Origin of the sequence: Variovorax sp. V93 (assembly GCF_041154485.1) — a bacterium.
In the GTDB taxonomy this organism is placed as follows: domain Bacteria; phylum Pseudomonadota; class Gammaproteobacteria; order Burkholderiales; family Burkholderiaceae_C; genus Variovorax; species Variovorax beijingensis_A.
The window spans coordinates 4306246-4330846 of record NZ_AP028669.1; the positions used below are offsets into that span (position 1 = coordinate 4306246).

26 protein-coding genes are annotated in these 24601 nt (G+C 68.0%); 5 read left to right on the plus strand and 21 right to left on the minus strand.

Annotation, left to right across the window (positions count from 1 at the left end; genetic code table 11):
- The first annotated feature begins 1 nt into the window (after position 1).
- Genes flhB through ACAM54_RS20395 form a run of 5 tightly spaced genes read left to right on the plus strand, consistent with a single transcriptional unit; the run spans position 2 to position 7190 of the window.
- Positions 2–1150, plus strand: a complete 1149-nt coding sequence (gene flhB / locus ACAM54_RS20375) for a flagellar biosynthesis protein FlhB (protein ID WP_369648774.1) — start codon at positions 2–4, stop codon at positions 1148–1150.
- Positions 1147–3240 carry a flagellar biosynthesis protein FlhA gene (flhA, locus tag ACAM54_RS20380; protein WP_369648775.1) on the plus strand — a complete coding sequence of 698 codons (2094 nt, stop codon included), beginning with the start codon at positions 1147–1149 and terminating at the stop codon, positions 3238–3240. The genes flhB and flhA overlap by 4 nt, the downstream gene beginning before the upstream one ends.
- Positions 3237–5591, plus strand: a complete 2355-nt coding sequence (gene flhF / locus ACAM54_RS20385; protein WP_369648776.1) for a flagellar biosynthesis protein FlhF — start codon at positions 3237–3239, stop codon at positions 5589–5591. The genes flhA and flhF overlap by 4 nt, the downstream gene beginning before the upstream one ends.
- Positions 5588–6484, plus strand: a complete 897-nt coding sequence (locus ACAM54_RS20390) for a flagellar biosynthesis protein FlhG (protein ID WP_192322511.1) — start codon at positions 5588–5590, stop codon at positions 6482–6484. Before flhF ends, ACAM54_RS20390 begins: the two co-directional genes overlap by 4 nt.
- Positions 6459–7190 carry an RNA polymerase sigma factor FliA gene (locus tag ACAM54_RS20395; RefSeq protein WP_369648777.1) on the plus strand — a complete coding sequence of 244 codons (732 nt, stop codon included), beginning with the start codon at positions 6459–6461 and terminating at the stop codon, positions 7188–7190. The genes ACAM54_RS20390 and ACAM54_RS20395 overlap by 26 nt, the downstream gene beginning before the upstream one ends.
- Here ACAM54_RS20395 and ACAM54_RS20400 read toward each other — a convergent pair.
- The 21 genes from ACAM54_RS20400 to fliE form a co-directional block, all read right to left on the minus strand.
- On the minus strand, positions 7187–7660 hold the full coding sequence (locus tag ACAM54_RS20400) for a VOC family protein (protein WP_192322510.1): 474 nt from the start codon (positions 7658–7660) through the stop codon (positions 7187–7189). The two genes, ACAM54_RS20395 and ACAM54_RS20400, sit on opposite strands and share 4 nt — an antisense overlap.
- A gap of 16 nt (positions 7661–7676) precedes the next feature.
- Positions 7677–8234 (minus strand): nucleotidyltransferase family protein, encoded by a 558-nt coding sequence (locus tag ACAM54_RS20405; RefSeq protein ID WP_369651004.1) that lies wholly within the window; start codon positions 8232–8234, stop codon positions 7677–7679.
- A 78-nt stretch (positions 8235–8312) separates the two neighbouring features.
- Positions 8313–8969 carry a protein phosphatase CheZ gene (gene cheZ / locus ACAM54_RS20410; protein WP_124956710.1) on the minus strand — a complete coding sequence of 219 codons (657 nt, stop codon included), beginning with the start codon at positions 8967–8969 and terminating at the stop codon, positions 8313–8315.
- A 1-nt stretch (position 8970) separates the two neighbouring features.
- Positions 8971–9366 (minus strand): chemotaxis response regulator CheY, encoded by a 396-nt coding sequence (gene cheY, locus ACAM54_RS20415; protein WP_026284205.1) that lies wholly within the window; start codon positions 9364–9366, stop codon positions 8971–8973.
- A 30-nt stretch (positions 9367–9396) separates the two neighbouring features.
- Positions 9397–10479 (minus strand): chemotaxis response regulator protein-glutamate methylesterase, encoded by a 1083-nt coding sequence (locus ACAM54_RS20420; RefSeq protein WP_145745696.1) that lies wholly within the window; start codon positions 10477–10479, stop codon positions 9397–9399.
- Positions 10476–11117 carry a chemoreceptor glutamine deamidase CheD gene (gene cheD, locus ACAM54_RS20425; RefSeq protein ID WP_369648778.1) on the minus strand — a complete coding sequence of 214 codons (642 nt, stop codon included), beginning with the start codon at positions 11115–11117 and terminating at the stop codon, positions 10476–10478. The genes ACAM54_RS20420 and cheD overlap by 4 nt, the downstream gene beginning before the upstream one ends.
- Positions 11118–11178: 61 nt before the next feature.
- Entirely contained in the window at positions 11179–12000 is an 822-nt protein-coding gene (locus ACAM54_RS20430) for a CheR family methyltransferase (protein WP_145745698.1), read from the minus strand.
- A gap of 12 nt (positions 12001–12012) precedes the next feature.
- Positions 12013–13326, minus strand: a complete 1314-nt coding sequence (locus ACAM54_RS20435) for an EAL and HDOD domain-containing protein (protein ID WP_192322509.1) — start codon at positions 13324–13326, stop codon at positions 12013–12015.
- 27 nt (positions 13327–13353) lie between these two features.
- The gene (gene cheA / locus ACAM54_RS20440) at positions 13354–15399 is read right to left on the minus strand and encodes a chemotaxis protein CheA (RefSeq protein WP_369648779.1); all 2046 of its coding nucleotides are present in this window, start codon (positions 15397–15399) and stop codon (positions 13354–13356) included.
- A 43-nt stretch (positions 15400–15442) separates the two neighbouring features.
- Positions 15443–16390: a flagellar motor protein MotB gene (motB, locus tag ACAM54_RS20445; RefSeq protein WP_192322507.1), complete on the minus strand. Its 948-nt coding sequence runs from the start codon at positions 16388–16390 to the stop codon at positions 15443–15445.
- An 18-nt stretch (positions 16391–16408) separates the two neighbouring features.
- A complete protein-coding gene (motA, locus tag ACAM54_RS20450) occupies positions 16409–17269 on the minus strand; it encodes a flagellar motor stator protein MotA (protein ID WP_145745702.1) in 861 nt (286 codons plus the stop codon).
- Between the two features lie 63 nt (positions 17270–17332).
- The gene (flhC, locus tag ACAM54_RS20455; protein ID WP_145745703.1) at positions 17333–17941 is read right to left on the minus strand and encodes a flagellar transcriptional regulator FlhC; all 609 of its coding nucleotides are present in this window, start codon (positions 17939–17941) and stop codon (positions 17333–17335) included.
- The gene (gene flhD / locus ACAM54_RS20460) at positions 17938–18276 is read right to left on the minus strand and encodes a flagellar transcriptional regulator FlhD (protein ID WP_186454215.1); all 339 of its coding nucleotides are present in this window, start codon (positions 18274–18276) and stop codon (positions 17938–17940) included. The genes flhC and flhD overlap by 4 nt, the downstream gene beginning before the upstream one ends.
- 201 nt (positions 18277–18477) lie before the next feature.
- Positions 18478–18771, minus strand: coding sequence for an EscU/YscU/HrcU family type III secretion system export apparatus switch protein (locus ACAM54_RS20465; protein WP_145745705.1), 294 nt, complete (start codon positions 18769–18771; stop codon positions 18478–18480).
- Positions 18768–20003, minus strand: coding sequence for a flagellar hook-length control protein FliK (locus ACAM54_RS20470; protein WP_369648780.1), 1236 nt, complete (start codon positions 20001–20003; stop codon positions 18768–18770). Before ACAM54_RS20470 ends, ACAM54_RS20465 begins: the two co-directional genes overlap by 4 nt.
- 24 nt (positions 20004–20027) lie before the next feature.
- Positions 20028–20357 carry a flagellar protein FliT gene (locus ACAM54_RS20475; RefSeq protein ID WP_261380349.1) on the minus strand — a complete coding sequence of 110 codons (330 nt, stop codon included), beginning with the start codon at positions 20355–20357 and terminating at the stop codon, positions 20028–20030.
- A 25-nt stretch (positions 20358–20382) separates the two neighbouring features.
- Complete coding sequence (gene fliS / locus ACAM54_RS20480) at positions 20383–20805, minus strand: flagellar export chaperone FliS (RefSeq protein ID WP_145745707.1); 423 nt, start codon at positions 20803–20805, stop codon at positions 20383–20385.
- A 27-nt stretch (positions 20806–20832) separates the two neighbouring features.
- Positions 20833–22281 carry a flagellar filament capping protein FliD gene (gene fliD / locus ACAM54_RS20485; RefSeq protein ID WP_145745708.1) on the minus strand — a complete coding sequence of 483 codons (1449 nt, stop codon included), beginning with the start codon at positions 22279–22281 and terminating at the stop codon, positions 20833–20835.
- A 42-nt stretch (positions 22282–22323) separates the two neighbouring features.
- On the minus strand, positions 22324–22671 hold the full coding sequence (locus ACAM54_RS20490) for a flagellar protein FlaG (RefSeq protein ID WP_145745709.1): 348 nt from the start codon (positions 22669–22671) through the stop codon (positions 22324–22326).
- A 123-nt stretch (positions 22672–22794) separates the two neighbouring features.
- A complete protein-coding gene (locus tag ACAM54_RS20495) occupies positions 22795–24033 on the minus strand; it encodes a FliC/FljB family flagellin (RefSeq protein ID WP_145745710.1) in 1239 nt (412 codons plus the stop codon).
- Positions 24034–24199: 166 nt separating this feature from the next.
- Entirely contained in the window at positions 24200–24517 is a 318-nt protein-coding gene (gene fliE / locus ACAM54_RS20500; RefSeq protein ID WP_015866941.1) for a flagellar hook-basal body complex protein FliE, read from the minus strand.
- Between the last annotated feature and the right edge of the window lie 84 nt (positions 24518–24601).

The following is a 24601-nucleotide window of genomic DNA, read 5'->3' on the forward strand; positions in this document are numbered from 1 at the left end:
AATGGCTGAAGAAAGCGACCTCGAAAAAACCGAACCCGCCTCACCGCAGCGCCTCGAAAAGGCGCGCGAGCAAGGGGACGTGGCGCGGTCGCGCGAGCTCGCGACCTTCGTGCTGCTGGGCACCGCCGTCGCCGGCCTGTGGCTCACGGCCGATTCGCTGGGCGCCACCCTGCGCGGCGCACTGGCCCAGGGGATGCACTTCGACCGCGCCGCGGCATTCGACCCTTCCCACATGCTGGCGCGCGCCGGGCTCATGGGCCAGCAGGCGCTGCTCGCGCTTGCGCCGCTGTTCGGCATGATGCTGGTGGCAGCCCTGGCGGCGCCGCTGATGCTCGGCGGCTGGCTGCTCTCGGCCAAGGCCCTGGCGCCCAAGTTCAGCAAGCTCGATCCGGTGGCCGGCGTGGGCCGCATGTTTTCCGCGCAGGCCCTGTCGGAGCTGTTCAAGGCGCTGGCCAAGTCGCTGCTGATCGGCGGCGTGGCCTGGCTGGTGATCATGGGCAACGTGGACGAGGTCTCGGCACTGATGGCACAGTCGGAGCGCGCCGCGCTGCCGCAGATGATCGTGCTGGTGGCGCACAACTGCGCACTGATCGCCTCCGCGCTGTTCCTGGTGGCGCTGGTCGACGTTCCCTACCAGCTGTGGAGCTACCACCGCAAGCTGCGCATGTCGCGCGAAGACCTGCGCCAGGAGCACAAGGAAAGCGAGGGCGATCCGCACGTCAAGGCGCAGATCCGCCGCCAGCAGCAGCAGGTGGCGCGCCGGCGGATGATGTCCGAGGTGCCGAAGGCCGACATCGTGGTGACCAACCCCACGCACTTCGCGGTGGCGCTCAAGTATGTGGACCACGACATGCGCGCACCGCGCGTGGTGGCCAAGGGCAGCGACCTGATGGCCGCGCGCATCCGCGAGATCGCGCGCGAGAACAAGGTGGCGATCCTCGAGGCACCGCCGCTCACGCGCGCACTCTTCAAGCACACCCGGCTCGGCGACGAGATCCCGGCCGGCCTCTACACCGCGGTGGCCGAGGTGCTGGCCTGGGTCTACCAGCTCAAGCGCTGGCAAAGCGAAGGCGGTGAAGCGCCGCGCACGCCGGCCGACCTGCCGATCCCCGAATCGCTCGAATACTCGCCGAAGGCCGCCGCCGCATGAACGCCATGGCCACGCTCACGCGCCTGCAGGCGCAGCTGTTCTCCGGCAGCCAGTGGAAGGGCCTTGCCGGCCCCATCCTGATCGTGCTGATCCTGAGCATGATGGTGCTGCCGCTGCCGCCCTTCCTGCTGGACCTGCTGTTCACCTTCAACATCGCGATGTCGGTGATGGTGCTGCTGGTGAGCATGTACACCATGAAGGCGCTGGACTTCGCGGCCTTCCCGGCCGTGCTGCTGTTCTCGACGCTGCTGCGCCTGTCGCTCAACGTGGCCTCCACGCGCGTGGTGCTGATGCACGGCCACACCGGGCCGGACGCGGCGGGCAAGGTGATCGAGGCCTTCGGCCACTTCCTGGTGGGCGGCAACTTCGCGGTCGGCGTGATGGTGTTCATCATCCTGGTGCTGATCAACTTCATGGTCATCACCAAGGGCGCGGGACGCATCGCCGAGGTCGGCGCGCGCTTCATGCTCGACGCCATGCCGGGCAAGCAGATGGCGATCGACGCCGACCTGAACGCCGGCCTGATCGGCGAGGAGGTGGCGCGCAAGCGCCGCCAGGAAGTCGCGCAGGAAGCCGACTTCTACGGCTCGATGGACGGCGCCAGCAAGTTCGTGCGCGGCGACGCGATTGCCGGCCTGCTGATCATGGTGATCAACATCATCGGCGGGCTGGTGGTGGGCATGCTGCAGCACGGGCTGGACTTCGGCACCGCCGGCACGACCTACACGCTGCTGGCCATCGGCGACGGCCTGGTGGCGCAGATTCCGGCGCTGGTGATCTCGACCGCCGCGGGCGTGATCGTCTCGCGCGTCACCACCGACGAAGACGTGGGCCGCCAGCTGACCGGCCAGCTGTTCTCCAACCCGCAGGTGCTGTTCCTCACGGCCGGCCTGATCGGCCTGATGGGGATGATCCCCGGCATGCCGAACCTGGCCTTCCTGCTGATCGCGGGCGGCCTGGCGTGGCTCGGCCGGCGCATGCTCGGACGCGCGCCGCAGGCCGCTGCCGAACAGGCCGCCGCAGCCCAGGCCGCGGCCATGCCGTCGGCCGAGGCGCCCGAAGCCACCTGGGACGACGTGGCGCTGGTCGACCCGCTCGGCATGGAGGTCGGCTACCGGCTGATCCCGCTGGTGGACCAGACGCAGAACGGCGAACTGCTGGGCCGCATCAAGAGCATCCGCAAGAAGGTGGCGCAGGAGATCGGCTTCCTGGCGCCAGTGGTCCACATCCGCGACAACCTGGAAATCCCGCCCAACACCTACGTGATCAGCCTGAAGGGCGTCGAGATCGGCCGCGGCGAGGCTTTCCCCAACCAGTGGATGGCCATCAACCCCGGCCAGGTGAGCGGCACCCTGCTCGGCACGCCGACGCAGGACCCGGCCTTCCACCTGCCCGCGGTGTGGATCGACGGCAGCCTGCGCCAGGAGGCTCAGGTGCTCGGCTACACGGTGGTCGATGCCTGCACGGTCATGGCCACGCACCTGAACCACCTGATCCAGACCCACGCCGCCGAGCTGCTCGGCCGCCAGGAAGTGCAGCAGCTGCTCGACCAGATCGGCAAGACCGCGCCCAAGCTCACCGAGGACCTGGTGCCCAAGATCATCTCGCTGAGCACGCTGCACAAGGTGCTGCAGAACCTGCTCGACGAAGAGGTGCCGATCCGCGACATGCGCACCATCCTCGACGTGATGGCCGAGCACGCGCCCACCGTCAAGGACGCCGCCGAACTCACCTCGCTCACGCGCCTGGCGCTTGGCCGCGCGATCACGCAGCAGCTGTTCCCGGGCGATTCCGAACTGCAGGTGATCGGCCTGGACGGCGCGCTCGACGGCGTGCTGCAGCAGGCGCTCACCAACAACAACGGCATCGAGCCGGGGCTTGCCCACAGCCTCATGCAGCAGACCCGCGCGGCCATCGCGCGCCAGGAACAGCTGGGCCTGGCGCCGGTGCTGGTCGTCCAGCATTCGCTGCGCGTGCTGCTCTCGCGCTTCCTGCGCCGCAGCTTCCGCCAGCTCAAGGTTCTCTCGCATGCAGAGATTCCTGACACCCGCCACATCAAGATCACCGCCACCATCGGAGGAAGAGTTTGAACATCCCGACAGACGTCCGCACCAGCGCGCGCAAGTTCGTCGCGCCCACCAGCCGGGAAGCGCTGCGCCTCGCGCGCCAGGCGCTCGGCGACGAAGCCATCGTGCTGACCAACCGCGTGACCGCCGAAGGCGTGGAGATCGTGGCCATGGTGCAGGAGGACGTGGAGGAAGTGCGCGCGAGCGCGGCCGCCGCGCCGCCGGCACCCCAGCCATTGCCGGCCGCCATGGCGGCTCCCACGCCCGCCTTTGCCTCCATCGCAGCGCCTGCCGCAGCCCCCGCCCCCCTGGCCGCAGACAGCGTGCTCGGCGAACTCCATTCGATGCGCTGCATGATCGAGGAGCAGCTCGCCGGCGTGGCATGGAACGAGAAGCAGCGGCGCGATCCGATGCGCGGGCGCCTGCTGCGCACGCTGCTGGGCGCCGGCTTCAGCGCCCGCCTCTCCAAGGCCATGCTGGAGCACCTGCCCACGGGCCAGAGCTACGTCCAGGGCATGGCCTTCGTGCGCTCCGAACTGATCCGCACGCTGCCGGTGCACGAGGACGAGGACGCGCTGCTGGCGCAGGGCGGCGTCTATGCGCTGATGGGCCCCACCGGCGTCGGCAAGACCACCACCACGGCCAAGCTCGCGGCGCGCTGCGTGATGCGCTTCGGCGCGGACAAGCTCGCGCTCGTCACCACCGACAGCTACCGCATCGGCGCCTATGAGCAGTTGCGCATCTACGGCCAGATCCTCAACGTGCCGGTCTACGCCGTGAAGGACGCGGCCGACCTGCACCTGGTGCTGCAGGACCTGCAGGGCAAGCACATGGTGCTGATCGATACCGTCGGCATGAGCCAGCGCGACCGCGCCGTGTCCGACCAGATCGCGATGCTCTGCAGCAGCCAGCGGCCGGTGAAGCGGCTGCTGCTGCTCAACGCCACGAGCCATGGCGACACGCTCAACGAGGTGGTGCACGCCTACCGGCACGGCAGCGGCAGCGATCTCGCGGGCTGCATCTTCACCAAGGTCGACGAGGCCACGCATCCCGGCGCGCTGATCGACACGGTGATCCGCCACCGCCTGCCGGTGCACTACGTCTCCAGCGGCCAGAAGGTGCCCGAGAACCTGATGCGCGCCGACCGCGCGCAGCTGGTGGACAGTGCGTTCCAGGCCAACAGCCGCAGCGCGCTGTTCGTGCCCGGCGAAGGCGACCTGCAGGACGGATCGGCGAATGCCGAGGCTTCCGCGGCCCACGCGGAGGCCGAACGCCAGCGGCTGCAGTACCGGCAGCTGATCCGCGCCATGGCGCACGACGCGCAGGAAGTGGCCGCCGCGGCCTCGGCACTCGCGGCCGCGCCGCTCGGATTCGAGCAGGCGCGCACGCTCTGGCGGATGGCCGCCGACGAGAACGTGAGCCACAAGGCGGTGCTGCAGGCGCTCATGGCACATGCGGCGAGCGAGATCGGCGCCAGCTGCGACACCCACGTGCTGGCGCTCAGCGGCCAGGTCGGGCTCAAGTCCGACGAAGGCGGCGATGCCTACCAGTGCCAGGGCAGCCTGCTGCTGTCCGACCGCGGCGGGCAGCCGCTCGCGGCGCCCAACCAGTGGCTCTCGACCACCGCGACCCGCAACCCCGCCGACCCCACGCGCAAGCCCGGCGTGCGGCAGGTGCAGTGGCTGCGCCAGCAGGACTTCGGCAAGGCCGTGGTGCACATGCTGCCGCGGCTGCCCGCGGCCGAGCTCATGCTGCAGTGGCAGGTGCAGCGCCAGCAATGGATGGCGCGCGCGCCGGGCTCCACGGCGGTGACCGATCCGCGCACCGGCGAATACGCCACGCTGACCGGCCTGGACTTCGATTTCGGCGATGCGTGCGCCGTGGTCTTCAAGGGCCGCGCCGCGCTGCAATCGGTGGCCGAGGCGCGCGTCACGCTGCGCACCGACGGCGGCCTGCCCGGCCTGCGCTGCATTGCCACGCGCCTGACCGATGCGCGCAGCCACAAGGTGCTGGCTCAAAGCTACGCGCTCACCAACATCGGCCGCGACATCGCGCCGCAGCAGCTCGCGCAGTGGCAGGGCTGGGCCGCCGAGGCCGAGCCCTGCCTGCGCCTGCTGCGCCAGGGCCTCTCGGTGCTGGGCGGGCTTGGCGAGGCGGGCGATCCGCACATGATGAAGCGCCTGCTCATCGCAGGCCAGGTGACCACCACCGTCTGGCGCCTGCAGCAGGCCGGCGGCGACTGGGCCGGCCGCACCCGCGCGCTGCTGTCGCAGCTGACCGGCCGGCCCGCGCGGCCCGGCCGCCCCGTGTCGGGCAACGTGCTGTACGCCGGCGTGGGCAAGCTGTTCTTCCTGCTGGAGGCGCTGGACACGTGAGCAAGCTGGTGTCGGATCAAGCCGATGGGCTGCGGCGGCTGCTGGCGCAGTCGTCCGCACGCATCATCGCGATCGCAAGCATGGGCAACCGCCCGGGCGCCACCACGGCGGCCATGAACCTGGGCGCCGCGCTGGCCCACATGGGCAAGGACGTGCTGCTGCTCGACGAGCACGGGCCGGGGCCGGATACGGCGTGTGCCGCATGGGCCGCCGATCCGCTCGGAACGCTGGGCGACGTCGCCTCGCAGCGGCTGACCTCCGAAGGCGCCGCCGCGCGCACCGAGTGCGGCGTGCATGTGCTGCCGGCGCCGCTCGGCGGCCAGCCCGACCACACCGACCCGCGCCTGCTGTGGGACGGCAGCATGATCCTGGTCGACGCGGCGCTCGACGCCGTCGGCAACCTGTCGCCGCTCGCGCGGCTGGCGGACGAGCTGGTGGTGGTGCTGCAGCCCCACCCGGCTTCCATCACCGCCACCTATTCGGGCATCAAGCGGCTGCACTATGCGCACGCGCTGCGGCAGCTTCGCCTGCTGGTCAATGGGGTGGCCGACCCCGAAGCCGCGCGCCAGACCATGGCCAACCTGGTCGACACCGGCAGCCGCTACCTGGCGGTCTCCATACAGCCGGCCGGCTGGGTCCGCGCCGATCCGCACCTGGCCGATGCCAGGCGCCTCGCCCGCACCGTGGTGGAGGCCTTCCCGGCCAGCCCGGCGGCCGTGGATTTCCGCGTCATCGCCGCCGCCGTTGCGCAGTGGCCCTGGCGCCCGGCCGTGCGGCCGCAGGACACCCGCACCGCGCTCTGGCGGCCCGAGGCGCTGGCAGCGGAGCCGGAATCGGCTGTGGCACAAGAGGAAGAAAGGGGCGGCCGTGTACACCGCGCAGGGAACCTTTGAGAAGTCCCACCTGCTGAAGCAGCACCAGCCGATGGTGCGCCGCATGGCGCTCCAGATGCTGGCCAAGCTGCCCGCCAGCGTGGAGCTCGACGACCTGATCCAGGCCGGCATGATCGGCCTGCTCGACGCGTCCACGCGCTACCAGGACAACCGCGGCGCGCAGTTCGAGACCTTCGCCAGCCAGCGCATCCGCGGCGCCATGCTCGACGAACTGCGCGCGAACGACTGGGGCTCGCGCGGCCTGCGCCAGTCGGCGCGCAAGGTGGAACAGGCGATCCAGGCGCTGGAGCACCGGCTGGGCCGCTCCGCCAGCGAAGGAGAGATCGCCAAGGAACTGAAGATGGAGCTGGACGACTACCAGTCGCTGCTGCAGGACATCCAGGGCTGCCAGCTGCTCTACGTGGAAGACTTCGCGCAGGACGGCGAGGCCGAAAACCCCTGGCTCGAGCGGCAGGCGCACAACGACGGCCGGCTGGGCGGCGACGATCCGCTCGCGCAGCTGCTCGAGGCGGGTTTCCGGAATGAGCTCGTCGACGCGATTGCCGCGCTGCCCGAGCGCGACCAGCTGCTGCTGAACCTGTACTACGAGGAAGAGCTGAACCTGCGCGAGATCGGCGCGATCCTCGAGGTGACCCAGTCGCGCGTGTGCCAGCTGCACAGCCAGGCGATCAGCCGGCTGCGGGCGAAGTTGAAGGATTCGCTTTAGGGATCTTGCCGATGGCTCGATGCGCCGGGCGCGCCTCCCCCGAGCTGCTCGGCAAGCCCGACGATGATGCCCTCGGGCCCGCGGATGTAGGCGAGGCGGTAGCTTTCCTCGTACTGCATCTCGCCAATGATCTCGGCCCCGTGGGCGCGCATGCGCGCGACCATGGCGTCGATGTCATCGACGGCGAACATGATGCGGCGGATGCCCAGCGTGTTCACCGGCGGGTCCACCGGACCAAACCTGATCGCGCCGGGCGTGTGGAACTTGTCCAGCTCGATGCCCTGTCCATCGGGCGTCCGCAACATCGCCAGGGTGGCGCGGACATCCTTGAGCCCGATCAGTTGTCCGATCAAAGGCCCTTCCACCGTCGTTTCGCCCTCGAGCTTGAGGCCCAGTTCGATGAAGAACGCCTTGGTCGCCTCAAGGTCGTCGACAACGACAAGAACGTTGTCCATGCGTTTGAGCGTCATATCCTTCTTCCTCTCCTCAGTGTGGAGCGCGAGTTGGAGGCCATTCGACCGAAAGCCGCGGCCACCGCTCGCCGAACCGTTTCGCCTCAACCCGCTGCCGGTAGGTTGCAGCACTCGCCCGCAGGGGGTTGTGCCGGACGCGCAGCTCGAACAGGTCATCGAGTCCATGCGGCGCGACCACGCCCAGCGATTCATCCTCGTTCAGCCAGACGCCGACGCAGGTTGCAAATTCCGGCCAGGTCGCAACGCCTTCTTCCAAGGATGCAAGGGGGGGCACCACCTGGCCGAGGGCGGCGGCAAGCCAGCGGTGCACGCCCGCCTGGTTCGTCACCTCCCAGTGAAAGCCCGGCATGGTCGAACGAAGCCGGGCCTCGAGGTTGGCATCGTGCTCCGGACCAGCCTCCGCGTCGAAGTAGACGACATCCAGGTCTTCGGCGGCCGAGCGCCGTTCGAAGCCGTGAAGCGTGTCCCACACCAGGGACCGGATGGCGCCGGCGCCAATGCACCAGGACCGCAGTCCGAGCGAGCGCACGGCCCGCAGTGCGGCCATCAACTCGTCCGATGCGGCCACCATGGCGGCAAGCCTCTGCGCGTGGTCTGCCCTGGGGCTGGAAGTCATGCCCCGATGGTAAGCCGGCAGACCCGCGCAGCCTCAGAACCCGAGGCTCTCCAGCAGGTCGTCCACCTGCGCCTGGCCCGTCACGGCCTCCGGGTTGCCCGGCACCACCTGCGGGCCGTTCTGCAGGCTGCTGGCTTCGGCCTCGTGGCGTTTCTCGGCGTGCTTGTCGAGATGCGAGTTGTCGATCAGCACCTGCAGCAGCTGGGTCTCGACGTCGTTGACCACTTCCATCATCTTCTTGATGACCTGGCCCGTGAGGTCCTGGAAGTCCTGCGCCATCAGGATCTCGATCAGCTGCGTGTTGATGGCCCCGGCCTTCTGCGGCACGTCCTGCAGGTAGCCCCGCGTATCCATCACGAGCTGGCGCGCATGGTCCAGCTCGACCGGGTTGGCGAACCATTCGTCCCAGCGCCGGCTCAGCCCCTTGGCATTGCTGGCAAGGTCTTCCTGCAGCGGCTGCGCCAGGTCGATGGCGTTGAGCGCGCGGTGCGCCGCCCGCTCGGTCATGGAGGCGATGTAGCCCAGGCGGTCGCGCGCATCGGGAATGGCTTGCGCGGCCTTGGCAACCTGCTTGTCCAGGCCCAGCTCGCGCAGGCCCTCGCGCAACTGCCGGGTCAGCTGCCCGATGCGCCCGAGCAACTCTTCGGCCGTGTTCCCGTGCTCCGCGGGTTCGAGCGCTGCGTGTGTCATGTCAGGCCGCCTCTTTCTGGAGCTTCTCGAAGATCTTGGTGATCTTTTCCTCGAGCGTGGCCGCCGTGAAGGGCTTGACCACGTAGCCGTTGGCGCCGGCCTGCGCGGCCGCGATGATGTTTTCCTTCTTGGCCTCGGCCGTGACCATCAGCACCGGCAGTTTGGCCAGTTCGGGGTCGGCGCGGATGGTCTGCAGCATGGTGAGGCCGTCCATGTTGGGCATGTTCCAGTCCGACACCACGAAGCCGAAGTTGCCGCCGCGCAGCTTCTCGATGCCGGCCGCGCCGTCCTCGGCCTCGTCGACGTTGAGGAACTCGAGTTCCTTCAACAGGTTGCGCACGATGCGCCGCATGGTCGGGAAGTCGTCCACGACCAAAATTTTGATGCTCTTGTCAATCACGATTCTTCAACTCCAACAGTTCGTTTTTCAAACCCGGTTCGTGCGTTCGCCGAAGGTGCGCAGATGGGCCAGCACGCGGCGCCCCATCTCTGCCAGCGGCGCCACCTCGTCGGCGGCGCCCAATGCGATGGCCTCGCGCGGCATGCCGAAGACCACGCAGCTGGCCTCATCCTGCGCGAAGGTGTAGGCACCGGCCTGCTTCATGCGCAGCAGGCCTTCGGCGCCGTCCCGGCCCATGCCCGTGAGGATCATTCCGATCGCGTTCTTGCCGGCGTGCCTGGCGGCCGAATCGAACAGCACGTCGATCGAGGGCCGGTGGCGGTTCACCGGCGGCTCCTGGTCGAGCTGCGCCACGTAGTTGGCGCCGCTTCGCCCGAGCGACAGGTGAAAGCCGCCGGGCGCGATGTAGGCATAGCCCGGCAGCACGCGCTCGCCATGCTCGGCTTCCTTCACGGTGATACGGCACAGGCCGTTCAGGCGCTGCGCGAACGAGCGCGTGAAGCCGGCCGGCATGTGCTGTGCAATGAGCACCGCGGGCGCATCGGGCGGCAGCGGCAGCAGCACCTCGCGGATGGCCTCGGTGCCGCCGGTGGAGGCGCCGATGATGACGAGCTTCTCGGTGCTCAGGAGCGGGCTGCGCAGCAGCGGCTCCTGCGGGTTGCTGTCTGCCGCGCCCTTGGCCGAGGCGCCGTGCCGGCCCGGCAGCAGCCGCGCCGCGGCGGCCGTGCGGATCTTGCCGGCGATGAGCTCGGTGTATTGCAAGAGGCCATCGCGCACGCCGAGCCGCGGCTTGGTCACGAAATCGATCGCACCCAGCTCCAGCGCGCGCAGCGCGATCTCCGAGCCGCGCTCGGTCAGCGACGACACCATGACCACCGGCATTGGCCGCAGGCGCATGAGCTTCTCGAGGAATTCGAGGCCGTCCATGCGCGGCATCTCGACGTCGAGCGTGAGCACGTCGGGGTTCGTCAGCTTGATGAGGTCGCGCGCCTGCAGCGGATCGGCCGCGGTGCCGACCACCGTCATGTCGGCCTGGCTGTTGATGATCTCGGTCATCACGCTGCGGATCAGCGCCGAGTCGTCGACGCAAAGTACCTTGATTTTCTTCATGCGATCCAGCTTCCCTTGCCATATGTGGCGGACCATTTGCGCAGCAGTTCGCCTTCGTCGCGCTGGACCGCCTGGATGTCGACCGGCGCGCGCAGCTTGCGCACCACCGCCTTGCCGCTCTCAGGCAGCAGGCACACGCGGCGCGCATGCAGGCCGCGCAGGTCCTGCGCAGCGACGGCGATGCGCTGCTTCTCGAGGTAGCGCAGCACGAAATCGGCGTTGCGCCCGCCGATGTTGAGCATGGTCATGTTCGCCAGCACCGCGGCGCCGCCGAAGACCTTGGCCTTGAGCCGCTCGCGGCGCGCGCCCGCGCGCAGCAGCTCGGCGATCAGCACGTCCATGGCATGGGCGCCGTAGCGCATGGCGCCGGCCTGCTCGCGCGAGCCCGCCTCGGCGTCGTCGGGCAGCATGAAGTGGTTCATGCCCGCCACGCCCGCCTCCACGTCGGTGATGCAGGCGGCCACGCAGGAGCCCAGCACCGTGGTCAAGAGGACGCCGGCATCGGTCACGTAGTACTCCGCCGGCAGCAGCTTGACCGCGGCGCAATCGAAGTCGCGGTCGAAGTAGTGGTGCGTGGCCACCGAACCCGGCACGGCCGCGGGCAGGAAGCCCTTCTGCGCAGCGAGGTTCGTGTTCATTGGCGTACCTTCGTGCTTCGCACTGCGGTGCGAGCTTGCTTGGGGCGGCCCGGCGCTGCGCTCATGCACGCGCCTTGCCCAGCGCGTACACCGTCTGCCCGACCGTCTTGAAGCTCTGGTTGACCAGCGAGGCGTTCTCCGAATGCCCCGCGAACAGCAGGCCGTGCGGCTTGAGCAGCGGCATGAAGCGGTCGAGCAGCTTCTTCTGCGTGGGCTTGTCGAAATAGATCATCACGTTGCGGCAGAAGATCGCGTCCACCGGCTCCTTCACGGGCCATGAGGCATCGAGCAGGTTGAGCCGCGAGAACTTGACCATGGCAGCCACCTCGGGGCGCACCCGCACCTTGCCGGCGTTCGCACCCGTGCCCTTGTTGAAGAAGCGCCGCAGGCGGTCGGTCGACATGCGGTTGACCTGCTCCATCGTGAAGACGCCGGCCGACGCGCGGGCCAGCACCGCGGTGTCGATGTCGGTGGCAATCACGCGCGCTGCGCTCGCACGCTCGCCGAGCGCCTCCATCAGCGTGATCGCGATCGAATAGGGCTCTTCGCCGGTCGATGCGGCCGCGCACCACACGGTGGGCGGCTGGGCGCACTTGCGCGCCAGTTCCGCGAGCACCGGAAAGTGGTGCGCCTCGCGGAAGAACGAAGTCAGGTTGGTGGTCAGCGAGTTGATGAACAGCTGCCACTCCTGGCCGTCGCGACTGTCTTCCAGCATGGCCAGGTAGGCCGAAAACTCGGGCAGCCCGAGCTCGCGCAACCGGCGCGAGAGCCGGCTGTACACCATCTGCCGCTTGTGCTCGCCCAGCGCGATGCCGGCGCGCCGGTGGATGAGCGTGCGAATGCGCGAAAAATCGCTGTCGGTGAAAAGAAATTCGGAGGTCATGCGCGCGTCTCGCTAGGCGGCTTCGGCCGGGATCACGTCCTGCGACCAGGCCAGTGCCGACAGGTGTGCGGCATTCACCTGGCCGGCGCTCAGCAGCAGCGCTTCCGCCAGGCGCGCCGCCTCGCCGGTGTCCAGTTCGCAGGCCTCGGCCAGCGAGAGGAAGGGGCCGTACACGCCGCCGCGCGTGAGGATGGCCTGCTGGACCGAATCGGAAAGCTGCACCTTGTTCAGCACCTCCTGCATCGGAATGCCCAGCAGCTGGTCGATCAGCGAGAACATGCCCACCACGAACAGGTTGTCCGACTCGCCCCGCGGCAGCATGATCTCGCCCATCAGCTCGACGAAGCGGCCGCGCATGATGGCCCTCTTCATCATGAAGGGCGGGCTGCCCATGGGGTTGCTGGTGGCCAGCAGCAGCGAGAGCCAGCGGAACAGCGGCGAATAGCCGAGCATCGTCACCGCGTGGTGCAGCGAATGGATCTCGACGCCGGCCCCCACGGCCGGTGAATTCATGTGGCGCAGCAGCCGGTAGGTGAGCGCGGCATCGCGCTTGAGGGCGGCCTCGATCTCGCGCAGGTCCTCGTTGCGCTGGATCATCTGCAAGAGCCGCATGATCAGCACCGACTCGGGCTGCAGCGCATGGCTGCCGGTGCTCGCTGCAGGCGGCGGCAGGCCGCAGTTCGGATCGGCGAACACGTCGACGCGGCGGGCAGCGCAGGCTTCGAAGTCTTTCCACGAGGCCATGCGCGTGGCGATCGGCTGGATCGGCATGTGGTCGGGCTGCTCCTTGCCGCGCGCGGCCGCCACCAGCAGGGGATCGCCGGCACCCACGTCGAAATGGCTCACCAGGCCGAGCAGTTCGGGATCTTCCGGCAGCGCATTGGCGCGGCACAGCATGAAGCTGAACCCCTGCTCGTGCAGGAAGTGCAGGATCGGCCGCAGCTCCTCGTTGGCCAGGTCGCCGAGCTCCAGGCAGAGCACGGTGAACTCGGGCGGCAGCGATTGCAGCGCGCCCAGCGCCAGCGATTCGGCATTCACGTCGAAGAACAGTTCGCTGCGCCCCAGCCGCCACGGCGTGTCCGGCGGGTTGAGGTGCTCGGTCACGCAGGCCACGAGCGACTTGAACTGGCTGATCGCATCCGGCGCTTCTTCGGGCCTGGCAGCCGCGCGCCAGTCGAGCTTGTAGCCTGCGACGCGCTTGTGCGCATCGAGCAGCAAGGTGTAGGCCACAAAGCCCTCTGCATTGCGCGGAGCCGCCAGGCCCAGGGCCGCTTCGGCTGCCGGCGTTTCCTCGGCCGTGGCGCGCCGGAAAAAATCAAAACGCATTGCATCGTCTCCGTGGGGTTGTATCCGTCAGGCCGCGACCGGCTCCGCGCGCGCCGCACGGGCCAGCACGGTGGCACGCTCCACGTGCGCGCGCTGGATGCGCGGCATGGCATCCACGTCGATGATGAAAGCCACGCTGCCGTCGCCCAGGATCGTCGCGGCCGAGATGCCCGGCACCTTGCGGTAGTTGGTCTCCAGGTTCTTGACCACCACCTGGTGCTGGCCGAGCAGCTCGTCCACCAGGAGTGCGAAGCGCGTCTCGCCAGCCTGCACGATCACCAGGATGCCCTGGGTCGGGTCGGTCTGCGCGCCGGCCACGTCGAACACGCCGTGCAGCTCGATCAGCGGCAGGTACTCCCCGCGCACCTTGATCACGTGGCCGTCGCTGGTGATCGAATGCAGGTGCTCGGTGCGCGGCTGCAGCGACTCGATCACGTAGCTCAGCGGCAGGATGTAGGCCTCGCTGCCCACCTTGACCGACATGCCGTTGAGGATGGCCAGCGTGAGCGGCAGCACGATGCGGGTGGTGGTGCCCCAGCCCTCGCGCGAGCTGATCTCCACGTGCCCGCCCATCTCCTGGATGTTGCGCTTGACCACGTCCATGCCGACGCCGCGCCCCGAGATGTCGGTGACCTGCTCGGCCGTGGAGAAGCCGGGCGCGAAGATCAGCTGCCACACCTCGTCGTCGGGCATGGTGTCGGTCACGGGCAGGCCCTGCTGCATGGCCTTGGCGAGGATCTTCTGGCGGTTCAGGCCCGCGCCGTCGTCGCTGACCTCGATCACGATGTTGCCGCCATGGTGCTGTGCCGACAGCAGCAGCTGCCCTTCGGCTTCCTTGCCCTTGGCGATGCGCTGTGCCGGCGTCTCGATGCCGTGGTCCAGGCTGTTGCGCACCAGGTGGGTGAGCGGATCGATGATGCGTTCGATCAGGCCCTTGTCGAGCTCGGTCTCCTTGCCGAAGGTGTCCAGGCGCACCTCCTTGCCGAGCTTGGCGCTGACGTCGCGGATCACGCGCGGAAAGCGGCTGAAGACGTAGTCCATCGGCATCATGCGGATCGACATCACCGATTCCTGCAGGTCGCGCGCATTGCGCTCCAGGTGGCCGAGGCCGCTCAGGAAGCGCTCGCACTCCACCGGATCGAGCATGGTGGCGGCCTGCGTGAGCATGGACTGCGTGATCACCAGCTCGCCCACCAGGTTGATGAGCTGGTCGACCTTTTCCACGTCGACGCGGATCGAGCTCGAATCCTTGGCGCCCGCTGCGGCAGCCGGAGAAGACGCCGGCCTGGACGCCGGGCCGGCCGGCGCTGGAGCGGGCTGCGATGCCGCGGCCGCCGGTGCGGCTGGCGCGGCGGCAATGGGCGCGGCCGCAGGAGCCGCATCGCCAGCAGGCTCGGCCGTGATCTCGATCTGCGACTCGTCGATGACGAAGCAGCACACGGCCACGATGTCGTCGGGCGCGCAGCTGGTGTCGAGAAGCACCGTGAGCTGGTCGCCGCTGCGCGTACGCGACAGCAGCTTGCCGAGGTTGCCGAGCTCGTCGGCGAGCAGCTCGCATTCGCTGTCGGACAGGCGCGAGAACCGGATGCGCAGCGCCCCGCCCGACGCGGACACCGCGGCGGCGGAAGCAGCGGGCACGGCGGCGGGCGCGGGTGCGGGTGCCGGTGCAGGCGCGGCCTGCGCACCGTCGCTCTCCAGCGCCAGCTGGCGCAGCACCTCGCAGATGTGCGCCACGCGCTCGGGGTCGGGTTCGTTCTCGGCCTGGTAGGCCATCAGTTGTTCTTGCAAGGCGTCCTTCGTTTCCAGGAATGAATCGATCATCGAGCGGCTCAGCGTCAGCTGGCCGTGGCGCGCGCGGTCCAGCAGGGTTTCCAGAAGGTGGGTGGTGTCGGTCAGCGCGACGAAGCCGAAGGTGGCCGCGCCGCCCTTGATCGAATGCGCGGCACGGAAGATGGCGTTGAGCTGCTCGCTGTCGGGCGCCTCGGCGTCCAGCTCGAGAAGCAGCTGCTCCATCTGCGCCAGAAGCTCGACGGCTTCGACGAAAAATGCCTGTGTGAACTGACTGAGATCCATCGTTGCTCCGAACCGGCGTGCATGCGTGCCGGCGTCAATGTCTTTAAGGGTGCGTGGGTGCCGGCGATCCTTTGACGGTCACCTTCAGGTTGTCTGCGGGGGCGAAGAGCGGCGGCTGCGAAGCCTTCGACTTTGCGGGCCGGAGGGCGCCGGCAGTGCCGCCGCCGCCGCTGTTCTCGTGCTCGATCTGCTGCTGCGTGCGGTGGTTGAGCAGGATGATGCTGATGCGCCGGTTGATCGGGTTGCGCGGATTGCTGCGGTCCAGGTGCATGCTGTCGGCCAGGCCGACCACGCGCAGCACCTTGTTCTCGGCCATGCCGCCCATGACCAGCTCGCGCCGTGAGGCGTTGGCCCGGTCGGCCGACAGCTCCCAATTGCCGTAGGAGCGGTCGCCGTTGCTGTAGACGAAGGCATCGGTGTGGCCCGACAGCGTGATCTTGTTGGGCAGCTCGTTGAGCGTGGGCCCGAGCTCGCGCAGGATGGCGCGCATATGCGGCACCACCTGCGCGCTGGCCAGGTCGAACATCGGGCGGTTCTCGTTGTCGACGATCTGCAGGCGCAGGCCCTCGGTCGTGATGTCGATCAGGATCTGCGAGCGGAACTGGCGGAACACCGGGCTGTTCTCGATGAGCTTGTCCAGCCGCTCCTTCATGCTGGCCAGGCGGTCCGCGTCGGCGTCGTCCTCGGCGTCGGCGCGCTGCACCTCGCCGTCGATCCGCGCGCTCGGGTCCATGCCGCCGCCGGGCACCACGCTGATGCTGGTGCTGCTCTTCTCGCCGCCGCTGAGCGCCACCTTCAGCGGCATGCGGAAGTGCTCGGCGATGCCCTCGCGCTGCTTGGGCGAGGTATTGGACAAGAGCCACATCACGAGGAAGAACGCCATCATGGCGGTCATGAAGTCCGCATAGGCGATCTTCCACCCGCCGCCGTGCCCGCCGCCTCCATGGGCGGCGACGCGCCTGACCACGACCCTGTGCTTTTCCGTGCTCATGACGATGCGCCGCGCCGCTCAGCGCGCCTTGACTTCGCGCACGTGGCTGTCCAGCTCGGTGAAGCTGGGCCGCTCGGTCGAGAACAGCACCTTGCGGCCGAACTCCACCGCCAGCTGCGGCGCGTAGCCGTTGAGGCTGGCGAGCAGCGTGACCTTGGCGCACTGGTACAGCTTCATGCCCTCGGACACCTTCTGGTCGATCAGCGAAGCCAGCGGCGAGACGAAGCCGTAGGCCAGCAGCACGCCAAGGAAGGTGCCCACCATGGCGTGCGCGATGAGCGCGCCCATTTCCGCGGGCGGCAGGTCGGCCGAGCCCAGCGCATGCACCACGCCCATCACGGCCGCGACGATGCCCAGCGCAGGCAGCGCATCGCCCACGCGCGAGAGGCTGTGCACGGGCATCTCGGCCTCGTGCTTGATGGTCTCGATCTCGTGGTCCATCAGCGCCTCGATCTCGAATGCGTCGGTATTGCCGCTGATGACCAGCCGCAGGTAGTCGCACAGGAACTCCATCACGCCGGCATCGGCCAGGATCTCGGGGTAGCGGCTGAAGATCTGGCTCTGCGCCGGGTCCTCCACGTCGGACTCCAGCTTCATCATCCCTTCCTTGCGCGCCTTGGCCAGCAGCTCGTAGAGCAGCGCGAGCAGGTCCAGGTAGAGCTGCCGGTTGTGCTTGGACGAACGCAGCAGCAGCGGCAGCTCCTTGAGCGTGGCCTTGATCGTCTTGCCGTTGTTGCCCGCAAGGAAGGCGCCCAGTGCCGCGCCGCCGATCATCAGCAGTTCGACCGGCTGGAACAGCACGCCGAAGTGCCCGCCCATCAGCGCATAGCCGCCGAAGACGGCGCCAATCACCACCAGATACCCAACCAGAAGGAGCACGCGCTTCCCCTATTGCCCTTGAGGCGTCGATTCAAAAGCCCTGCCCGGCGGGCAGGGTCCGTGTCAGTGGAGCCCCGCGCCGCCCGGCGCCGCCTCCACGCCAAAACCCATGCCTTCGATGCCGAGCGTGGTGGCCTCGCCCGCCGCGCCGCGCTTGGCGCCGCGCGCCTTGCCCGCGCGCGACGGCGGCCGGCAGAGCACGCACACGTAGCCGCTCTTGTGGTCGTGCGCATGCGCGACGAACTGCCCCGAGCAGCGGCAGCAGGTACTCAGCTGCAGCATGTCGCTGTCGAAAAATCGCACCATCGTGTAGGCGCGCGTGAAATCCAGAATTGGCTCGCTGTCCTGCGCCGCAATTTGCTGCAAATAAAGTTTGTAGCTTTTAATCAATATCCAGACTTTTTCTTCGTCCGAATGAATCTTCATGAATTGATACATGTTGTAAAACATTGACGAATGGATATTCGCCAGCCACGTCATGTACCAATCGGTTGAAAAGGGAAGCAGTCCCTTGGGCGGGGAAACACCCTTGATTTCCTTGTAGAGGCGGATCAGCCGCTCGCGGCTCAGGCCCACCTCCGCCTCCAGGAACTGCAGGCGGGCGCCCAGCTGGATCAGCTGGATCGCAAGCTGGACTTCGCGCACCTCGCCCAGGACGCTCTTGCGCGTCATGCGGCCACCGCTGCTTTTCGGGTCTGCAGGCTTCGTGCCGACATCAGGATCGACATGTGCGCTTGTTGCAGCATCGTGTCCTTACCTTCGCCAACCACGGCCGACATCGAAGCATGCTCGTCCAGCCTGAAACTGCACAGCAGGAAGTTCGACGCCGCCAGCTTGACGATCTGCGCCAGCGACATGCCGGCCAGCATGTCGGCCAGTTCGCTGCTCACGCCGAGCCGAAACATCGCCGCCACGCGGTCCTGCTTGACCAGCTTCTGCGCCAGCAGCATGTAGGCGAGGTTGATGTCGCCGATTTCCCGGGAGATTTCGCCGTTGGCTACGCTCATCACGTTATCCGTTTCCAAAATGCACTCCGTTCAGTCATGTCCTGATTGGGATTATTCACAATATTTAACACTTGTAACCTTCTGCACTACTCAAACTGTAAACAGGGCTACAAGTACATGTAAGCTTTTGTTGCAATCGCACGACGAGCCTTCCGCCGATGCGAGCGGCTCTCACAAAGATGGCAATTCAATGAAAAAACATTAATCGGATCGGCCAGCTGCCTGGCCCCTGTCGTTCTCGATGCCGTGGATCCACGCCATGACTTCGGCCACCGCCAGGTAAAGCTGCGGCGGAATCTGCCGATCGAGGTCCACCTGCATCAGCAGCCGGACCAGGTCCGGCGAGGCGTGCACGTAGACACCGTTCTCGCGCGCCTGCCGAAGGATCGATTCCGCGGTCACGCCATAGCCCTTGGCCACCACCACCGGCGCCTTCGCGGTGTCGGCGTGGGACAGGGCCACTGCGCTCTGGCGCGGTTGCGCGGGGGTCGTCATGCGGTGCGCTCCATGGCCGTGATCTGCAGGTCCTGCAGCCGCAGGCCTGCGGCCTCGAGACGCGGTGCCAGTTCGCCGCCATCGCTGCGCAGCCGGACCAGCGTCGCGGCCTCGCTGGCGCACAGGTGCGCCTGGACCAGTTCGCCAGCCAGGCTCAGGCGAAGATCCACCGCGCCCAGCTTCGGCAGCGTGAGCGACACCGTGGTCGTCCAGCGGCGCGCAGGCGTGCCGCCCCCATCGCCGCGGCCTTCGGGCGCATCGCCGGGTTGTTCGGTTTCTTCGTGGATCGACCACGCCATCGGCACACCCGGCCACGCCTGGCCGCTCCAGCGGAACACGGCGGTGGCCAGCAGGTCGAGCTGCTGGTGCACCAGCGCGGCGGTCTGCGGATGGATCAGCTCGGCCGCGGCGGGCGCCGCCGCGCGCGCCGGAGCATTGGCTGCACCGGCTTCAGCGGCGCCGAGGCTGGCCGTGCGCTCCTCGCCGGCCATCGCGGCCACATGGCTTGTCGAGGCAAGCGCGGCCTGGTGGGTCTGGGCGGACGGCGCGCCGGCGCGCGAAGCGATTTCGGACGGCAGTGCCTGCGGCAATGCACCGGACGCCACGGGCGCAGTGGGCCCGCCGGCAGCGAAGAGTGGCGCCGCGGCAGCACGCTGGGCGACAGCAGGCTGGGGCATCGCAGTGGGTGGCGCCTCGGCGGTGCCAGGCACGGCCGGCTGCTGAAGCGGCTGCGTCAGCTGCGTCAGCCGAACCTGCGGCTCCTCGGCCAGCTGCGACAGCGTGCGCAGCCCCATGGCGAATTCGAGCAGATGCGATTCGTAGAAGAGTCCGCTGCCGCTCACCGATCGTCCCAGCGCGGCCGCGAGCACGGCGCCGGCCGGCGCCTCCTGTGGCGACGTCCACACCGGCGTCGCGCCGCGCACCGGCTCCGGTTCGGCATGCAGGTCCGCCAGCACGGCGCCGATGACGCGTGCCGCCGCGGACCACCGCGTGTCGATCGAGGGCGGCGCATCGGCGCGCGGCAGCGCGGGTGGCGTACCGGCCGCAAGGGGCGCCTCGAGCATGGCGTGCGACGGCAGCCGGACATCGTTCTTGACCTTCTGGATCTCGGCCATCGGCCCGACGGGCATGCTGGTGCCGACCTCGGTCTGCAGCACGGCCAGGTCCGGCCGCGTCGAAGAAAGCTTCGCGGCAAGCAGCGCATCGACGGCAGGTCCGATCGGTCTGTTCATGGCCATGGGCGCAGCGTCGGGCGATCAGTGCGGCAGGCCGTAGGCCTTGCCCAGATCGCTGCGGTTCTGCAGCTGGGCCATCTTGGCCACCAGGCGTTCGAGCTGCGGTTTGACCAGTCCGCACACCTCGGCCTGGTCGGCGTGGATGCGCGCGATCAGGCCGCGCACTTCTTCGAGCTGCGCCGCATCGAGCGACACCGCGCCAACGGCCTTGAGCCGGTCGACCAGCGCCGCGCAGCGGGCTTCGAGCTCGGGCAGCCGGTCCCATTCCCTCGCGCGGGCCAGCGAGGCCATGAGCGACATGGCCGCAGCGAGCTCGCCATAGCAACGGATGACTTCGTGGCGGACGGGCACGGCCTGCGCTTCCAATGTGAAGATGTCAATTGCCGGCACTGGCGCCGCCGATCTCGCGCCATGCGGACGCGACGTTCTCGAGCAATGCCTCCGCCTCGTCGAGCGCCTTCGGCTCGTTGTGCAGGTTGGCATAGAGCAACCGGCGGATCACGTAGTCGTACAGCGCCGAGAGATTGCCCACCAGTTCGGCGCCAGCCGCGCCCGCGGCCTTGGCATCGAGGGCGGCCTTCAGGCCGTTGTCGACGATGCTCACGGCCTTGGAGATCGCGTTGCCCTTGGCGGCCATCTCGCCGGTGGCCATGTGGTGGCGTGCCATGCCGATGCTGGTGACGACGCCGTCGAACAGCATGACGATGAGCTGGTGCGGCGACGCGCTCATGGTGCGCGTCTCCATGCCGACGCGCGCATACGCGCTGGCGCCGGTCCTGAAGGTGTGGGGGGTGTACATGGGCTGCTTGCTCCGCTGGAATGGCTACTACTTGCCGCTGTTTTGCATGCTCGCGAACTGCTGCGTGAGATAGCTGCTGGTCCGGTTCATCTGGCTCATGAGCAGGTCGAGCTGGGTGAATTGCGTGCGATAGCGCTCCACCTTGGCATCGACCCGCGTCTTCATGTCGGCGTACTGTTCGTCGAGCTGCTTGAGCGATGCGGTCATGCCATCGGAGGCGACCTTGAGCGCGCCGCCGGTCGAGGTGAGGTCGTCCACCAGCGCGCTCAGCTGCTTGCCGTAGCCGGCGGTGCTGCCGGTGGCGCTCGCAAACAGCCCGGAAACGCCGGCCAGGTTGCTGGCGAGCGCCGACTTGAGCTTGGTCGAATCGACCGCCAACGTGCCGTCCTTCTGGAAGGCGACGCCGATTTCCGACAGCACTTTCATGTCGTCGGGGCCGCCGGCCTGCGGCGTGGTGAGCGCCTGCCGGATGCGCGTCTGCAGGTTGCGCAGCGTCGAATCGCCGACCAGCGCGGCGCCGGTCTTGGAGTCCTTGTTGTAGGCGGTCAGCGTGTTGGCCGTGGCCTGCAGGCTGTTGTAGGCCTTGACGAAATCGTTGATGGCCGTCTCCACCGCGGCCGTGTCGGCCTGGGTCGAGAGGCTGCTGCTGCCGGTCTTGAGCAGCGTCAGCGTGGTGCCCTGGATGGCTTCCTTGACGGTGTTGTTCGCGCTGGTCACGGCGATGCCGTTGACGGTGAGCTTGGCGTTCTGCCCTGCCACTGTCTGGCGCAGGTTCTGCGTGCCCGCGGGGTCATTGTTCAGCAGGTTCTGCAGCGCCGCATCGCCGGCCACCGAGACGCGCATGCTCGAGGCCTCGCCGGTCTGCAAGGAGGTCAGCACCAGCCGGTTGGGCGTGCCGCTGCCGTCGTTCACGATGCTGGCCGAGACACCGGCCTTGGCGGCGTTGATGGCGTCGCGGATGCCTGCGAGCGTGTTGTTGCTGCCGTCGATGGTGATCGGCACGGCCGTGCGGGTGGCGTCCTTGGTGAAGCCCGAGCCGTTGTAGGTGCCGGTGGCCGCGTCGAGCGCGCCGCCGGTGACGGTGCCGAAATCGATGGTGATGGTTCCGCTGCCGATGGCCGTGGTGGTGTTCGCCTGGCCCGCCGCAACCAGCGACTGCGACTGCGCGAGCTGCGTCACCTCGATGGCGTAGGTGCCGGCCGCGGCCGTGCTTGCGGCCGCCGCGGTCAGCACGTCGGTGGCGCTGGAGGCAGCCTTCACGCCCTGGAACAACGCGGGGTCGGACAGCTTCTTGGCCGCGGCCTGCAGCGTGCCGAGCGAGCTTTGCAGCGTGCCGTAGGCCGAGAGCTTGCTCGTGTAGCTCACCTGGCGCTGCTGAAGCGCCACCAGCGGCTGGCTTTCCGCCGTCTGGAGCTGGGTGAGCAGGGTGCCCAGTTCGAGGTTGGCGCCAACGCCCAGGCTGCTGATCGATGCCATGTTGAGATTTCCTGATGTCTGTGAATGAAAAGGCGGCGCCTGTCAGGCTTCCCGGCTCACCAGCAGGCCGGGCGCCTTGCCCAGCACCTTGGCGATGCGCACCACTTCCTCGGAAGGGATCTGGCGGATGACCTCGCCGCTTTCCCGGTCGACCACCCTGACGATGAGCTTGTCGGTGTCCTCGTCCATCTCGAACTGCAGCCCGACCGAGCGGCTCTGCAGCGAAGCATTGGCCTCCTTCACCGCCTGCGCGACCTGCACGGGCGTGGCTTCGTCCACGGCGTCCGATGGCGCGGCCACGGCCTCCTCGGCAGCCTTGCCGGCGGTGCGCCCGGAGAGCGCCTGCATCCACCACGGGCCGTCTGCCGCGGGGCTTACGGGGATCGACATGATTTCCACCTTCTTGTCTTGATTGCTTTCGCTGTCGTCTGCGGCCTGGCCGGAGCCAGGCCGCAGGGAACAGCGCAGCCGGAGCCGGGCTTTCGCCCGATGGCTGCGCAATGCCTTCTCAGATCAACGCAGGAGCGACAGCACGCCTTGCGTGGTCTGGTTCGCCTGGGCCAGCACCGAGGTACCGGCTTGCTGCAGGATCTGCGCACGGGTCATGTTCGACACTTCGGTTGCGTAGTCGGCGTCTTCGATGCGCGAGCGCGAGGACGACAGGTTGGTGATGGCGGTGCCAAGGTTGGAGATCACCGAGTCGAAACGGTTTTGCACCGCACCCAGCGAGCTGCGCAGGTCGTCGACTTGCTTCAGTGCCGCGTCGATCGCTTCCAGCGGGCTGGCCGTCGAGCCGGTCTGCAGGCTGGCCACGGACACCTTCGAGGTATCGACGGTGAAAGCGGCCGTGCCGGCGGTCGTGGCCGTGTCGGCGGAAGCCGGGTCGAGCGCGATGTAGCGGAACATGGCGGTGCCGTCGACCGCGCCGGTGAAGCCCTGGTTGATCAACGACGAGGTTTCGCCTGCGCCGGTGGGCGTGATCGAGACTTCGGCGAACAGGTTGCCGTTCTTGTCGGCAACGGTGTTGCCGGTGAGCGTGGCGCCGCCGGCGGCCAGGCCGAGCTTGGTCGACAGGTCGTCGGTGGTCTTCTCGGCGACGGTCGTCGTGGTGACGGCCGTGGTGGAACCGTAGAGCGACTTCAGCTGGGCAGCCGTGGGCGCATCGCCTGCGGCCGAACCGGTCACGCCGTCGAAGGCGAAGGCGGCCGTGGCGGCGGGGCCGGCAACGTTGAAGCCTTGCATGCCGAGCGTCTTCGAGCTGATTTCCTTCAGGTCGATGTCGATGGTTTCGCCGTCGTTGGCACCCACTTGAACCGTCAGCGGCTTGGCCGACGACGAGAGGACCTTCACGCCGTTGAAGTCGGTCTGCTTCGACACGCGGTCGATTTCACCGAGGCGCAGCTTGATTTCGTCCTGGATGGATTGCAGGTCGCTGGCCGAATTGCTGCCGTTGGCGGCCTGCACCGACAGTTCGCGAACGCGCTGCAGGTTGTTGTTCACTTCCTTGAGCGCGCCTTCCGTCGTCTGCGCCAGCGAGATGCCGTCGTTGGCGTTGCGCGAGGCTTGCGTCAGGCCGCGGATGTTGGCCGTGAAGCGGTTGGCGATGGCCTGGCCGGCGGCGTCATCCTTGGCGCTGTTGATGCGCAGGCCGGAAGACAGGCGCTGGATCGCCGTGTTCAACGACGATTGCGACGCGTTGAGGTTGTTCTGCGTGAGCAGGGAAAGGCTGTTGGTGTTGATGACTTGCGCCATGTTCGACTCCTGATAGACAAAGGTTGTGGACTCCGGCCCTCAGGCCGCAACGCTGGACCCGCTCCCACTGTGAGACTCAAGCCATCGTTGGTTTAGTTATCGGCAGGGCTTTTCAAACATTTAGAGTCCGGCGCAAAAAAAGATGCGCACCCCACAACCTCCGGGTTCAGGCGGGCAGGTTCATCACTTCCTGGTAGGCCGCCACCAGCCGGTTGCGCACCTGCAGCCCGGTCTGGAAAGCCACGTTGGCCTTCTGCAGGTCGACCATCACGTCGTTCAGCGCCACGCCGGGCTTGCCCATTTCGAAGTCCTCGGCCTGGCCGTAGGCCTTGGTCTGTGCGGTGCTGATGCTGTCGAGCGAGCGCCGCAGCTCGGCCGCGAATCCCCCCGGCTGGGCCGCCTCGGCGGCGGGTTGCGCGATGCCGCTCTGGAGCGCGGTGGCGCGCATCTGCTGCAGGACGGATTCGATGGCGGTGATCGACATGGAGGGCTTTCTCTTGATAGGTTGGATCCGGGTGTGGACAAGGAGGCCCAGGGGCCTTCCCGCGTGTTTTCAGCGTAGCAGGCG

Excerpts from the sequence above, each read along its gene's own strand:
- flhB (WP_369648774.1), top strand. The coding sequence starts at position 2 with ATGGCTGAAGAAAGCGACCTCGAAAAAACCGAACCCGCCTCACCGCAG.
- flhA (WP_369648775.1), top strand. The coding sequence starts at position 1,147 with ATGAACGCCATGGCCACGCTCACGCGCCTGCAGGCGCAGCTGTTCTCC.
- ACAM54_RS20400 (WP_192322510.1), bottom strand. The coding sequence starts at position 7,660 with ATGACGCTCAAACGCATGGACAACGTTCTTGTCGTTGTCGACGACCTT.
- ACAM54_RS20405 (WP_369651004.1), bottom strand. The coding sequence starts at position 8,234 with ATGGTGGCCGCATCGGACGAGTTGATGGCCGCACTGCGGGCCGTGCGC.
- cheZ (WP_124956710.1), bottom strand. The coding sequence starts at position 8,969 with ATGACACACGCAGCGCTCGAACCCGCGGAGCACGGGAACACGGCCGAA.
- ACAM54_RS20420 (WP_145745696.1), bottom strand. The coding sequence starts at position 10,479 with ATGAAGAAAATCAAGGTACTTTGCGTCGACGACTCGGCGCTGATCCGC.
- cheD (WP_369648778.1), bottom strand. The coding sequence starts at position 11,117 with ATGAACACGAACCTCGCTGCGCAGAAGGGCTTCCTGCCCGCGGCCGTG.
- ACAM54_RS20430 (WP_145745698.1), bottom strand. The coding sequence starts at position 12,000 with ATGACCTCCGAATTTCTTTTCACCGACAGCGATTTTTCGCGCATTCGC.
- ACAM54_RS20435 (WP_192322509.1), bottom strand. The coding sequence starts at position 13,326 with ATGCGTTTTGATTTTTTCCGGCGCGCCACGGCCGAGGAAACGCCGGCA.
- cheA (WP_369648779.1), bottom strand. The coding sequence starts at position 15,399 with ATGGATCTCAGTCAGTTCACACAGGCATTTTTCGTCGAAGCCGTCGAG.
- motB (WP_192322507.1), bottom strand. The coding sequence starts at position 16,390 with ATGAGCACGGAAAAGCACAGGGTCGTGGTCAGGCGCGTCGCCGCCCAT.
- flhC (WP_145745703.1), bottom strand. The coding sequence starts at position 17,941 with ATGACGCGCAAGAGCGTCCTGGGCGAGGTGCGCGAAGTCCAGCTTGCG.
- flhD (WP_186454215.1), bottom strand. The coding sequence starts at position 18,276 with ATGAGCGTAGCCAACGGCGAAATCTCCCGGGAAATCGGCGACATCAAC.
- ACAM54_RS20465 (WP_145745705.1), bottom strand. The coding sequence starts at position 18,771 with ATGACGACCCCCGCGCAACCGCGCCAGAGCGCAGTGGCCCTGTCCCAC.
- ACAM54_RS20470 (WP_369648780.1), bottom strand. The coding sequence starts at position 20,003 with ATGAACAGACCGATCGGACCTGCCGTCGATGCGCTGCTTGCCGCGAAG.
- fliS (WP_145745707.1), bottom strand. The coding sequence starts at position 20,805 with ATGTACACCCCCCACACCTTCAGGACCGGCGCCAGCGCGTATGCGCGC.
- fliD (WP_145745708.1), bottom strand. The coding sequence starts at position 22,281 with ATGGCATCGATCAGCAGCCTGGGCGTTGGCGCCAACCTCGAACTGGGC.
- ACAM54_RS20490 (WP_145745709.1), bottom strand. The coding sequence starts at position 22,671 with ATGTCGATCCCCGTAAGCCCCGCGGCAGACGGCCCGTGGTGGATGCAG.
- ACAM54_RS20495 (WP_145745710.1), bottom strand. The coding sequence starts at position 24,033 with ATGGCGCAAGTCATCAACACCAACAGCCTTTCCCTGCTCACGCAGAAC.
- fliE (WP_015866941.1), bottom strand. The coding sequence starts at position 24,517 with ATGTCGATCACCGCCATCGAATCCGTCCTGCAGCAGATGCGCGCCACC.